The organism is Streptomyces sp. NPDC033177 (assembly GCF_055577715.1).
Genome location: NZ_JBVIPS010000006.1, coordinates 388,489 through 400,438 on the forward strand (window position 1 = coordinate 388,489; position 11,950 = coordinate 400,438).

Below are 11,950 nucleotides of genomic sequence, written 5' to 3' on the forward strand. Positions count from 1 at the left end.
CGTGGCTGAGATCCAGATTCCCGCTGACATCAAGCCCGCCGACGGACGTTTCGGCGCGGGCCCCTCCAAGGTGCGCACGGAGGCGCTGGACGCGCTCGCCGCCACCGGTACCTCTCTGCTCGGCACCTCCCACCGCCAGGCCCCGGTCAAGAACCTGGTCGGCAAGGTGCGCGAGGGTGTGCGCGACCTCTTCTCCCTCCCCGAGGGGTACGAGGTGATCCTGGGCAACGGCGGCTCCACCGCCTTCTGGGACGTCGCGACGCACGGCCTCATCGAGAACAAGTCGCAGCACCTCGCCTTCGGTGAGTTCTCCTCCAAGTTCGCCAAGGCATCGAAGCTCGCCCCGTGGCTGGCCGAGCCCACCGTGATCAAGAGCGAGCCGGGTACGCACCCGGAGCCGCAGGCCGAGGCGGGCGTGGACGTGTACGCGTTCACGCACAACGAGACCTCGACCGGTGTCGCCGCCCCCGTCAAGCGGGTGGCCGGCGCGGACGAGGGTTCCCTCGTTCTGGTGGACGCCACCTCCGGCGCGGGCGGCCTGCCGGTCGACATCGCCGAGACGGACGTCTACTACTTCGCCCCGCAGAAGTCCTTCGCGTCGGACGGTGGCCTGTGGATCGCCGCGTTCTCCCCGGCGGCCATCGAGCGTGCCGAGCGCATCCACGCGAGCGGCCGGCACGTCCCGGAGTTCTTCAGCCTTCCCACGGCGATCGACAACTCCCGCAAGAACCAGACGTACAACACCCCGGCGCTCGCCACGCTCTTCCTGCTCGGTGAGCAGCTGGACTGGATGAACGGCCAGGGCGGGCTCGACTTCACGACCGGCCGCACGGCCGCCTCCTCGCGCACCCTGTACGGGTGGGCCGAGGAGTCGAAGTACGCGACGCCGTTCGTCACGGACCCGGCCAAGCGCTCGCAGGTCATCGGCACGATCGACTTCGCGGACGAGATTGACGCTGCCGCTGTGGCGAAGGCTCTGCGGGCCAACGGCATCGTGGACACCGAGCCGTACCGCAAGCTCGGCCGTAATCAGCTGCGCGTGGCGATGTTCCCGGCGATTGATCCCTCGGACGTCGAGGCGCTGACGAAGTGCATTGACTACGTCATCGAGAAGCTTTAGCAGTTCCTACGTAAATGGGGGCGCCCGGCAGGTGATACCTGCCGAGCGCCCCCATTTCGCGTACAAGGACGAACTCACCTGCTCAGCTGCTTGAACTTCCGTACTGCCAGCGGCAGGAACAGGAGCGAGATCGCGAGCGGCCAGAGCACGGCCATCAGCACCGCGTTCTGCTCGACCCAGCTCGCCCCGCCCGCCCCGGGGTTGCCGAACAGTTCGCGTGCCGCCGTGCCCGTGGAGGAGACCGGGTTCCAGGCGGCGACCGGCGCCAGCCAGTCCGGCATCAGCGACGGCGCTACGAAGACGCTGGAGATCATGGTGAGCGGGAAGGCGACCGCGTAGAGCCCGCCCGCCGCCTCCGGGGTCGGCACCACGAGGCCCAGGAACACGCCCACCCAGATCAGGCTGAAGCGCAGCAACAGCAGCAGGGCGAAGGCGGCCAAGGTCTCGGGCAGTCCCGCGCTGGACCGCCAGCCGATCGCGAGCGCGGTGAGGGCGAGGATCGTCAGCTCGGCGCAGGCCACGATCAGGTCGGCGAGTCCGCGCCCCGCGGCCACCGCCGACGGCGCCATCGGCATCGACCGGAAGCGGTCGATGACGCCCTTGGTGGAGTCCGTGACGACCGCCATCGCGGTGTTCATGAAGCCGAAGGCCATGGTCATCACGAACATGCCGGGCATCAGGAACTGCTTGTAGTCGCCGTCGTCGCCGCCGCCGGGCACCTTCATCGCCTCGCCGAAGACGAACCCGTACAGGAGCACGGAGATGATCGGGAAGCCAAGCTGCCAGGCGATGTTGACGGGCTGGCGCTGGAAATGGGTGAGGTAGCGGCGGGTGACGTTCCAGGTGTCGGCGAGCGCCCAGTAGAGGCGTCCGCGCGAGGTGTCGGCGGTCAGTGGTTCCGGTGTCAGTGGTTCCGGTGTCAGTGGTTCCGGTGTCAGTACGGCGCTCATGCCGCGGCTCCCGTCTTCTCGTCGATGCGGGCGGCGGCTTCCGCGGGAGCGGCCGCGGCCGTCTCGTCCTCGGTGCGGTGTCCCGTGAGCCGCAGGAACACGTCGTCGAGGCTGGGCCTGCGCAGTCCGATGTCCTCCACGGCGACGCCCTGGTCCTGCAAGGTCCGCGCCACGTCCGTCAGGGCGGCGACCCGGTCGGTGACGGCCGCCTGGACACGGCGCTCCAGGTCGACGGACTCGGGCACGCCCTTCGCGACGCGCTCGACGGCCTTCATGGCGGCCGGCAGGTCGGCGGCCTCGCGGACGACGACCTCCAGATAGCTGCCGCCCACCGTGTTCTTCAGGCCATCCGGGGTGTCGTCGGCGATGGCGCGGCCCTGGTCGATGACGGTGATCCGGGAGGCCAGCTTGTCGGCCTCCTCCAGATACTGCGTGGTGAGCAGGACGGTGGTGCCGTCCGCGACCAACTTCCGCACGGTGTCCCAGACTTCGAGGCGGCTGCGCGGGTCGAGTCCGGTGGTCGGCTCGTCCAGGAAGAGGACGGCGGGCGCGAGGATCATCGAGGCCGCGAGGTCGAGCCGGCGCCGCATGCCGCCGCTGTACTGGCCCGCGCCCTTGCCCGCGGCGTCCACCAGGTCGAACTGTTCGAGGAGTTCCTGGGCGCGCAGGGCGGCCCTCTTGCCGCCGAGGTGGAAGAGGCGGCCGAACATCTCCAGGTTCTGCCGCCCGGTCAGGACCTCGTCGACGGCCGCGTACTGGCCGGTCAGGCCGATGCGGCCGCGCACGACGTCGGGATGTCGCACCACATCGGCCCCCGCGACCTCGGCCCGGCCACCGTCGAGGCGCACCAGCGTCGACAGGATGCGTACGGCGGTGGTCTTGCCCGCGCCGTTCGGGCCGAGCAGGCCATGCACCGTGCCGCGCTCCACGCGCAGATCGAAGGCGTCCAAGGCCTTCTTCTCTCCGTAGCGCTTGTCGAGCCCCTCGGCCCGTACCGCGTATGCGTTCGTCTCGCTCACTGCCCCTCCAACTCGTGCCGCGCCGGCCGTCCGAACCCCCCTCTGGGTACGGCGTACTCAAATGAGAGTACACCGTACTCAGTTTTTCGGGTACACCGTACCCAATTTCTGGTCCGGCGATTAGGCTGAGCGTCATGACGAGCACGAACGGCGGTTCCGGCGACAACGCCCAGCGCACCGGCAGCGACATCGCCCACAGCCTGGAACTGCTCTGGGGTGAGGGCGAACGCCGCACGCGCGGCCCGAAGCCCGGACTCACCCTGGACCGGATCGTCACCGAGGCGGTGCGGCTCGCCGACGCCGAGGGGCTCACGGCGGTCTCGATGCGCCGCCTGTCCACGGAGCTCGGCACCGGAACGATGTCCCTGTACCGCTATCTCGCGGGCAGGGCCGAGCTGGTCGATCTGATGCTGGACCGGGTGTACATGCCGGCTCCCGACGCCGCGCCCCCGAGCGGCGGCTGGCGCGAGAACGTGGAGGCGTACGCCCGCGAGACACTGGCCGTCTACCGCGAGCACCCCTGGCTGCTTCAGGTGAACCAGGCACGTCCGGTGCTCGGGCCCGGCCTGGCCGGAGGCCTGGAGCGGACCCTGTCCGGCATCAAGTCGATGGGCCTGACCGACCCCGAGCTGATCAGCGTGGTCGTCATGGTCGAGGGGTACGTCACCGGGGTCGCCCGCACCCAGGTGCACGAGGTGGAGGCGACCAAGAGGACCGGACTGACGGACGAGGCGTTCTGGGAGGCGCAGTACCCGACCCTCGAACGGATCATGAACAGCGGCCGCTACCCCCACCTCGCGGGCCTGTCCGACGACGCGTTCGGCCCGCAGTTCGACCATTTCGAGTTCGGCCTGCAACGCCTGCTGGACGGCCTCGACGTCCTGGTGGCCCGGCGCGAGTCGGAGGCGGGCGCCCCCGGGAAGGGGTAGAGCCTGGACTGCTACTTCCGGCGGAACATCCGCTTCAGCCCGAAGAAGGCCACGAGCACGGCGGCGAGCGCAAGGCCGCCCACCTTGAGGTCGCCGTCGAGCCCGGAGCCGTCCCCCGACTCGCCGGAACTCCCGCCGCCGGACGCGGAGTCGTGGCCGCCGCCCGCCCCCTCGACCTCGACGGGCTCGACATCGCTCTGCGCGCCCTCGGTGCCGTACAGGATGGTCGTCCCGTCCAGGGTGTACGTCGCGGACTCGCCCTGCCGCTGCAACGGCACGCTCAGCCGCCCCTGGCGCTCGGGCTTTTTGCCCTCGCCCTTCCAGGTGTACGAGACGCCGCCGAGGTACCCGCGCAGGGCGAGCTGCTTGCCGTCGGGCGAGAAGGCGCCGTCCGTGGTCCAGAGGCCGGTGGTGCCCAGGCGCTTGAAGACGTTGGCCCCGGACGAGGACATCTGGGCGGGCCCTTCGTACAGCGCGCCGCCCTCCTCCTTCTTGTCGGCGATGTAGATCCGGCCGGTCTTCGGGTGGACCATCAGGGCCTCTGCGTCGCGCGCGCCGTCCTCGTACTTCACCGTGTACTGCGTGGCGCGCACGGTCTGGTCGGCCAGCTTCTTCGGCTCGGGCAGCTTGTAGATCCACACGTGGGACCAGGTGCCGCCGAGGTTGTCGCCGATGTCGCCGACGTAGATGTTGCCGTCGGCGCCGACCGAGACGGCCTCCACGTCACGGGGCTCCCCGACACCGGTCATGGTGAGGGTGGCGACCGTCTTGCCGGTCTTGCCGTCCACCGCGTAGAGCAGCGCCCCGTTCTTGTCCTGGTCGTTGTGCGTCCAGTAGACGCCCGGGTGGGCGCGGGAGGCGGCGAGGCCGCTGGACTCGATGATGCGGGGGTCCTTGATGGTGAACCCGTCGTGGCTGTCGTCGGCGGCGGCGGGGCCGGCGGCACTCAGCAGGACCAGGCACCCGGCGGCGGCACCCATCGAAGAACGCAGTGAACGCATGGCCCAAGCCTGCCACCCCCGGGCGCAGGGACGGGCGTTGGCCAGGTGTTCAGCCTCACATCGCAGGCCGGGGCGCTGATCCGCGATGATGAGCGGATGCTCAGGTTCATGTTCGTCGGCGACTCGATGACGATCGGCAGCGCGGGGGAACACACCTGGCGCTACCGGATGTGGCAGCACCTGCGGTCCTCGCTCGGCGAGGAGGGGTTCGCGGTGGTGGGGCCGCGCAGCGCGCTGCACGACAAGGTCTCCGGCGAACCGGTCTCGTACGACTATGCGGGCGACGACCCGGAGTTTCCTCGCCACCACTTCGCGGGGTGGGGCGAGGGCTGGCTGCACATGGCGCCGCAGATGGCGGACGCGGTGCGGGAGGACCGCCCCGACGTCCTGCTCATCTCCCTCGGCCTGATCGACCTGGGCTTCTACACGAACGCGGAACAGACGGCGGAGAACATACGCCGCTGCGTCTCGGCGGCGAGATCGGCCAACCCGCACATCCGCCTCGTCCTGCTCCCCGTGATCCCGAACATCCGGGCCAGGACGGACGCCCCGTTCGCGGCAGAGGTGTCCCGCTTCAACGTGCTCCTCGCGAAGGCGGCGGCGGACCTCGACACGGGCACCTCGCCGCTGCTCCTTGCCTCCACACCACCCTCGTACGACATCGACCGCGACACGTACGACGGCACGCACCCGAACGCGAGCGGCGAGCACAAGCTGGCGGCGGCTTTCGCGGACGCGATGCACCAGGCGTGGGGACTCGGCGCACCGTACGACTGCCGGCAGGGCCTCTCCGCTCACTGAAAGAGGGCGGTCGCAGACAACACGATTGCTCCGGCGGGCACCCTTGCATAGAGCGCACTCCAAGTCGTTGGCTTGGCAACCATGAAGTACACGCAGCTGGGACGCACAGGACTCAAGGTCAGTCGACTCGTGCTCGGGACCATGAACTTCGGGCCACTGACCAACGAGCCCGACAGCCACACGATCATGGACGCCGCGCTCGACGCGGGCATCAACTACTTCGACACCGCCAATGTCTACGGGTGGGACGAGAACAAGGGCCGCACCGAGGAGATCCTCGGCACGTGGTTCACACAGGGCGGCGAGCGGCGCGACAAGACCGTCCTCGCCACCAAGATGTACGGCAACATGGCCCTCGACGGGAAGCCGGCGTGGCCCAACCACGACCTGCTCTCGGCGGTCAACATCCGCCGGTCCGTGGAGGCTTCGCTCAAGCGCCTGCAGACCGACTACATCGACATCTACCAGTTCCACCACATCGACCGCAGCACACCCTTCGAGGAGATCTGGCAGGCGATCGACACCCTCATCACCCAGGGCAAGATCCTCTACGCGGGTTCATCGAACTTCCCCGGATACAAGATCGCCCAGGCCAACGAGATCGCCGCGCGGCGCGGCAGCTACGGCCTCGTCAGCGAGCAGTGCCTCTACAACCTCGCCGAGCGCAGCGCCGAGATGGAGGTGATCCCGGCCGCCCAGGACTACGGACTCGGCGTCATCCCGTGGTCGCCGCTGCACAGCGGGCTGCTCGGCGGCGTCCTGAAGAAGGAGGGCGAGGGCAAGCGGCGCACCGGCGGACGGGCCGCCCAGGACCTGGCGAAGCCCGAGGTGCGCGCGCAGGTCCAGGCGTACGAGGACCTGCTCGACAAGCACGGCCTCGCGCCGGGCGAAGTGGCGCTCGCCTGGCTGCTCACCCGGCCCGGCATCACCGGGCCGATCGTCGGGCCGCGTACGCCGGAGCAACTCACCAGCGCACTGCGCGCGGTCGAGCTGGAACTCCCGGCCGAGCTGCTCGACGCCCTGGACGAGATCTTCCCGGGGCCGGGGCCCTCGCCGGAGTCCTTCGCCTGGTGATCAGCGGCTGATCACCGGCTGATCACCGGGTGCGTACGGCCGCGGTCATCGCCTCACTGGCCGACCGCGGCCGCCACCGCCACGACGACGAACATCAGCACGAGCACACCGGCCATGATCCGGTTCCTGGTTTTCGGGTCCACGTGGTCGAGGTTAACCGGCTCCGCTCAGGGGCCATCGACCGACCACCTCATAGCGCGGCTTACCGCCATGACGAGCTGAGTGATCCCGCTGGATATCCGGGCGCGCGCCTGGGGAGGGATGGCCGCATGGACAGCCACAGCCACATAACCATCCGCCCCGCCGGACCCGGCGACATTCCCACCGTCCTCGCCCTCTTCGACGAGGCCGTCGCCTGGCTCGTGTCGCAGGGCCGCACCGGGCAGTGGGGCGACACGCCCTGGTCGGCCAATCCGAAGACCATCGCTCTGGTCGAGAAGTATCTGACCACCGGCTCCCCCTGGATCGCGGAAATCGGCGGGCTGCCGGTCGGCACGCTCACGCTGACCGATGGGCCGGGGTCGTACATCGCGCCGGTGGACGAGCCGGAGCGGTACATCCATCTGCTGGCCTCCCGGCACGGGACGGGCGCGGGCGCCGCCCTCCTCGCGCACGCGGCGGAAGAGACCCGGAGACAGGGGGTCTCCCTGCTCCGGGTCGACTGCTACGCGGGCGGTGACGGCAAGCTCGTCGCGTTCTACGAGCGCAACGGCTTCACGCGGACCGAGTCCTTCGTCGAGCAGGACGGCACCTGGCCGGGCCAGATCCTGGCCCGGCGGGTGTGACCGAGTAAGAGTTCACGCCGCCGTCGCCAGCTCCCGCGGCACGAACTGCACGTGCTGCTGCCCGCGCCGCAGATCCACCTTGAGCCGCAGGTTCGCGGCGCGGGCCAGCATCAGGCCGACGCCGACCGCGGCCACGGCGCATATGAGGCCGCCCGCTGCCATGCTCACGCGCACCCCGTACGCGTCGGCGAGCCAGCCGAAGAGCGGGCCGCCCAGCGGCGTGCCACCGGTGAAGACCATCATGAAGAGGGACATGACGCGGCCCCGCATCTCCGGGTCGGTGGCCATCTGGACCGAGGAGTTGGCGGTGACGTTCACCGTCAGGCCCAGGATGCCGATCGGGACGATCAGGGCGACGAACATCCAGAGGTCCGGCGCGAAGGCCGCCACGATCTGCAGCACTCCGAAAGCGATCGCCGCCCCTGCGAGCAGCCGAAGGCGTGAGGTCCCGCGGCGGGCGGCGAGCAGCGCGCCCGCGAGGGAGCCGATGGCCATCAGGGTGTTGAAGAGCCCGTACATCCCCACACCGCCGTGGAAGATGTCGTCCGCGAAGGCGCTCAGCCAGATCGGGAAGTTGAATCCGAACGTGCCGATGAAGCCGACGAGGACGATCGGCCAGATCAGCTCGGGGTGCTTGGAGACGTAGTTCAGGCCTTCCCTCAGCTGACCCTTGCCGCGCGGCTTGCGTGGGGTGGGGTGCAGCTCGCGGGTGCGCATCAGCATCAGGCCGGTGAGCGGCGCGAGGAAGGACAGACCGTTGGCGAGGAACGCCCAGCCGGGGCCGACCGCGGCGGTGAGACCGCTCGCCACGGCGGGGCCGATGAGGCGGGCGGACTGGAAGTTCGCCGAGTTCAGCGAGACGGCGTTGCGGACCTGGTCGGGGCCGACCATCTCGGACACGAAGGACTGCCGGGTCGGGTTGTCGACGACCGTGACGAGGCCCGTGAAGAAGGCCGCGAGGTAGACGTGCCAGACCTGGACGTTGCCGCTCAGGGTGAGCGCCGCCAGGAACAGCCCGCTGATGCTCATCGCGCCCTGGGTGCAGAAGAGCAGCTTCCGCTTGGCGAAACGGTCGGCGATGACGCCGCCGTAGAGGCCGAACAGCAGCATCGGCAGGAACTGCATCGCGGTGGTGATGCCGACCGCGGCCGAGGATCCCGTGAGGCTCAGGACCAGCCAGTCCTGGGTGATGCGCGCCATCCACGTGCCGGTGTTGGAGACAACGGCGCCGGAGGCGAAGAGCCGGTAGTTGCGGATCTTCAGCGAGCTGAACATCGACGTCTTGGCGGCAGGGGTTTCGTCGAGGGTGGTTGGTGCGGGGGCGGAGTCTGCTCCGGATCCCGTACTCAAAGTGCGTTCGCCTCCTTGGCGTCGTACGGCACAGGGCGGGCGTGCTGCCGCCGTGTGCGCTGCTTATAGATGCGCGTTATAGATGCGCGAGCTTCTCCAGGACGGGGGCGGCGGCACGCAGGCGCGCCCACTCGTCCTCGTCGAGGTGCTCGGCCAGGCCGGCCAGCCAGGCGTTCCGCTTGCGGCGGCTCTCCTCGAGCATGGCCTCGGCCGTCTCCGTCTGGGTCACCACCTTCTGGCGGCGGTCCTCGGGATGCGGTTCGAGCCGGACGAGACCCTTGGCTTCGAGCAGCGCGACGATGCGGGTCATCGACGGCGGCTGCACGTGTTCCTTGCGGGCCAGCTCACCGGGGGTGGCGTGGCCGCAGCGGGCGAGGGTGCCGAGCACCGACATCTCGGTGGGGCTCAGCGACTCGTCGACCCGCTGGTGCTTGAGTCGACGGGACAGGCGCATCACGGCGGAGCGCAGGGAGTTCACGGCGGCGGCGTCGTCACCATGGGAGAGGTCCGGCATGTTCGTTAGAGTAACTCATTACTCTAGCTAAGGACCACTTGGTTTCCCGCGACAAGGGTCACGGAACCCTTTCGTCACCCATATGAGTGAGGTGGCCGCGGAAAGTGAGACACGGTCCGCGGAACGGCAGCGACCCTGACACGCATGGGATCGACAGTGCTCAGCCTGCGAATAGACGGTGAGCTGCTCGACCGGCTCAAGCAGCACGCCGCCAAGAGGGGAATGAGCGTCCAGGACTACGTGGTCGGGACGCTCATCCGTGGTGACTTCGACGAGCGCTTCCAGAGCGCCGTCGAGGAGACGGAAAAGTTCTACGGGGCGGCCTGATGGCCGCCCCGTAGGCATGAAGACGCACCCGCCCGATTACGTGAGGCCGAGCGCCGGCATCAGGTAGTAGAAGGCGAAGACAGCCGACACGATGTACATCGCGGCCGGCACCTCACGGCCGCGGCCCGAGGCCAGACGCAGCACGGTGAAGCTGATGAAGCCGATGCCGATGCCGTTCGTGATCGAGTACGTGAACGGCATCATGACCATCGTCAGGAACGCCGGGATCGCGATGGTGAAGTCCGCCCAGTCGATCTGGCCGATCGAGCCGGACAGGATCAGGAAGCCGACCGCGAGCAGCGCGGGCGTGGCCGCCTGCGACGGGACCATCGTCGCGATGGGCGTGAGGAACAGCGCCACGGTGAAGAGACCGCCGGTGACGATGTTGGCGAAGCCCGTACGCGCGCCCTCGCCGACGCCCGCCGTGGACTCCACGAAGCAGGTGGTGGCCGAGGAGGACGAGGCGCCGCCCGCTGCGACCGCGATGCCGTCGACGAACAGGACCTTGTTCATGCCGGGCATGTTGCCGTTGGCGTCGGTCAGCTTGGCCTCGTCGCCGACGCCCATGATCGTGCCCATGGCGTCGAAGAAGCACGACAGGAGCACGGTGAAGACGAAGAGGATGCCGGTGAGCAGGCCGACCTTCTCGAAGCCGCCGAACAGGCTGACCTGACCGACCAGGCCGAAGTCCGGGGTCGCGACGGGGTTGCCGGGCCACTCGGGCGTCGTCAGGCCCCAGGAGGGCACCTTCGCGACCCCGTTGATGATCATCGCGACGATCGTCATGACGACGATGCTGATGAGGATCGCGCCCGGCACCTTGCGCACGATCAGGCAGAGCGTGAGCAGCGCGCCGAGCACGAAGACGAGTACGGGCCAGCCGTTGAGGTGCCCGTCGCCGCCCAGCTGCAGCGGGACCGTGGTGTGCGCGGCGTCCGGGATGCGCGAGACGAAGCCGGAGTCCACGAGGCCGATCAGCATGATGAAGAGGCCGATGCCGATCGCGATGCCCTTGCGCAGGCCCAGCGGCACGGCGCTCATCACGCGCTCCCGCAGTCCGGTCGCCACGAGCAGCATCACGACGAAGCCCGCGAGGACGACCATGCCCATCGCGTCGGGCCACGACATGCGCGGCGCGAGCTGGAGGGCGACCACGGTGTTCACGCCGAGACCGGCGGCGAGTGCGATCGGGACGTTGCCGATGACGCCCATGAGCAGCGTGGTGAAGGCGGCGACCACGGCGGTCGCGGTCACCAGCTGGCCGTTGTCGAGCTGGTGCCCGTACATGTCCTTCGCGCTGCCCAGGATGATCGGGTTCAGCACGATGATGTAGGCCATCGCGAAGAAGGTGGCGAAGCCGCCTCGGACCTCACGGACGAGGGTCGAGCCCCGTTCGGTGATCTTGAAGAAGCCGTCGATGCCACCCTGCGGGGGCTTCGGCGGCTCTTTGCTGGCGTCGACCGGGGTGGTGGCCGAGGAAGGCATGCGGAACCTCGTGGACTCAGAGAAACGCAGAGAAAGGGGGGAAGATCGTTAAGTGGTGACCGTTGATCGATTTGTTTGTTCTTACGAAAACAACCAGCCATTAACGAGCGGTTTCAGTATGAATACATGAAGGGGAATACGCTATCTCCGCGCGTAGACCGTTGTGGGATCAGGGCGCACCGACCCCCGCGGGGGCCCGCCCCGGCTGCTCGTAAGCTAGGCGCATGGAGAAGTGGACCCCCAAGCACGAGGCGCCCGAGCCCCTGGAGGGCCCCGTCGTCGCCACCATCACGGGCGGCACGATCCTGTGGTTCGTCCTCTTCCTGGTGCAGCTGCCGTTCTACGGCTGGTTCGACGACCGCGACGCCACCTGGTGGGTGTGGACCTGCCTGGCCGGAGCGGGCCTCGGCCTGATCGGCATCTGGTACGTGCGGGGCCGCGACGCGGCGATCAAGCGGGACGCGGCGCGCAAGGCGCCCTCGGACTCCTCGGCCGGCGAGTAGTCCGTTCGTAGCGGAGTAGCCCGTTCGTAGCGGAGCCGCCCGCGCGACCACGGGACTCCAGTACGACCACGGGACGGCCCGTCTCCTACCGT

Annotated in this window: 13 protein-coding genes; 7 read left to right on the forward strand and 6 right to left on the reverse strand. The window is 69.0% G+C overall.

The window, feature by feature from the left end; translation table 11 throughout:
- The first annotated feature begins 1 nt into the window (after nucleotide 1).
- Nucleotides 2-1,120: a phosphoserine transaminase gene (gene serC, locus ACZ5U5_RS22665; RefSeq protein WP_469024494.1), complete on the forward strand. Its 1,119-nt coding sequence runs from the start codon at nucleotides 2-4 to the stop codon at nucleotides 1,118-1,120.
- Nucleotides 1,121-1,194: 74 nt separating this feature from the next.
- Here the strand turns inward: serC and ACZ5U5_RS22670 are convergent, their stop codons facing one another.
- Both ACZ5U5_RS22670 and ACZ5U5_RS22675 read right to left on the reverse strand, forming a co-directional pair.
- Nucleotides 1,195-2,070, reverse strand: a complete 876-nt coding sequence (locus tag ACZ5U5_RS22670) for an ABC transporter permease (protein WP_469024497.1) — start codon at nucleotides 2,068-2,070, stop codon at nucleotides 1,195-1,197.
- Entirely contained in the window at nucleotides 2,067-3,089 is a 1,023-nt protein-coding gene (locus ACZ5U5_RS22675) for an ATP-binding cassette domain-containing protein (RefSeq protein ID WP_469024499.1), read from the reverse strand. The genes ACZ5U5_RS22670 and ACZ5U5_RS22675 overlap by 4 nt, the downstream gene beginning before the upstream one ends.
- A gap of 134 nt (nucleotides 3,090-3,223) precedes the next feature.
- Here ACZ5U5_RS22675 and ACZ5U5_RS22680 point away from each other — a divergent pair, with 134 nt between their 5' ends.
- The gene (locus ACZ5U5_RS22680) at nucleotides 3,224-4,018 is read left to right on the forward strand and encodes a TetR/AcrR family transcriptional regulator (RefSeq protein ID WP_469024502.1); all 795 of its coding nucleotides are present in this window, start codon (nucleotides 3,224-3,226) and stop codon (nucleotides 4,016-4,018) included.
- Nucleotides 4,019-4,029: 11 nt separating this feature from the next.
- On the opposite strand, the gene ACZ5U5_RS22685 is transcribed toward ACZ5U5_RS22680, so the two are convergent.
- Nucleotides 4,030-5,019 carry a TolB-like translocation protein gene (locus ACZ5U5_RS22685; protein ID WP_469024504.1) on the reverse strand — a complete coding sequence of 330 codons (990 nt, stop codon included), beginning with the start codon at nucleotides 5,017-5,019 and terminating at the stop codon, nucleotides 4,030-4,032.
- Between the two features lie 96 nt (nucleotides 5,020-5,115).
- Here ACZ5U5_RS22685 and ACZ5U5_RS22690 point away from each other — a divergent pair, with 96 nt between their 5' ends.
- The 3 genes from ACZ5U5_RS22690 (at nucleotide 5,116) to ACZ5U5_RS22700 (ending at nucleotide 7,679) form a co-directional block, all read left to right on the forward strand.
- Complete coding sequence (locus ACZ5U5_RS22690) at nucleotides 5,116-5,820, forward strand: GDSL-type esterase/lipase family protein (protein ID WP_469024507.1); 705 nt, start codon at nucleotides 5,116-5,118, stop codon at nucleotides 5,818-5,820.
- Nucleotides 5,821-5,901: 81 nt separating this feature from the next.
- On the forward strand, nucleotides 5,902-6,894 hold the full coding sequence (locus tag ACZ5U5_RS22695) for an aldo/keto reductase (protein ID WP_469024509.1): 993 nt from the start codon (nucleotides 5,902-5,904) through the stop codon (nucleotides 6,892-6,894).
- 269 nt (nucleotides 6,895-7,163) lie between these two features.
- Nucleotides 7,164-7,679: a GNAT family N-acetyltransferase gene (locus ACZ5U5_RS22700; RefSeq protein ID WP_469024512.1), complete on the forward strand. Its 516-nt coding sequence runs from the start codon at nucleotides 7,164-7,166 to the stop codon at nucleotides 7,677-7,679.
- 12 nt (nucleotides 7,680-7,691) lie between these two features.
- Here the strand turns inward: ACZ5U5_RS22700 and ACZ5U5_RS22705 are convergent, their stop codons facing one another.
- Both ACZ5U5_RS22705 and ACZ5U5_RS22710 read right to left on the reverse strand, forming a co-directional pair.
- Nucleotides 7,692-9,029, reverse strand: coding sequence for an MFS transporter (locus ACZ5U5_RS22705; RefSeq protein WP_469024514.1), 1,338 nt, complete (start codon nucleotides 9,027-9,029; stop codon nucleotides 7,692-7,694).
- A 76-nt stretch (nucleotides 9,030-9,105) separates the two neighbouring features.
- On the reverse strand, nucleotides 9,106-9,543 hold the full coding sequence (locus ACZ5U5_RS22710; RefSeq protein ID WP_249589249.1) for a MarR family winged helix-turn-helix transcriptional regulator: 438 nt from the start codon (nucleotides 9,541-9,543) through the stop codon (nucleotides 9,106-9,108).
- A gap of 144 nt (nucleotides 9,544-9,687) precedes the next feature.
- Between ACZ5U5_RS22710 and ACZ5U5_RS22715 the strand changes: the two genes are divergently transcribed.
- On the forward strand, nucleotides 9,688-9,870 hold the full coding sequence (locus tag ACZ5U5_RS22715) for a ribbon-helix-helix protein, CopG family (protein WP_363211910.1): 183 nt from the start codon (nucleotides 9,688-9,690) through the stop codon (nucleotides 9,868-9,870).
- 36 nt (nucleotides 9,871-9,906) lie between these two features.
- On the opposite strand, the gene ACZ5U5_RS22720 is transcribed toward ACZ5U5_RS22715, so the two are convergent.
- Nucleotides 9,907-11,355 carry an NCS2 family permease gene (locus tag ACZ5U5_RS22720; RefSeq protein ID WP_469024518.1) on the reverse strand — a complete coding sequence of 483 codons (1,449 nt, stop codon included), beginning with the start codon at nucleotides 11,353-11,355 and terminating at the stop codon, nucleotides 9,907-9,909.
- 224 nt (nucleotides 11,356-11,579) lie between these two features.
- Between ACZ5U5_RS22720 and ACZ5U5_RS22725 the strand changes: the two genes are divergently transcribed.
- Complete coding sequence (locus ACZ5U5_RS22725; RefSeq protein WP_469024521.1) at nucleotides 11,580-11,858, forward strand: DUF2530 domain-containing protein; 279 nt, start codon at nucleotides 11,580-11,582, stop codon at nucleotides 11,856-11,858.
- Nucleotides 11,859-11,950: the final 92 nt, after the last annotated feature.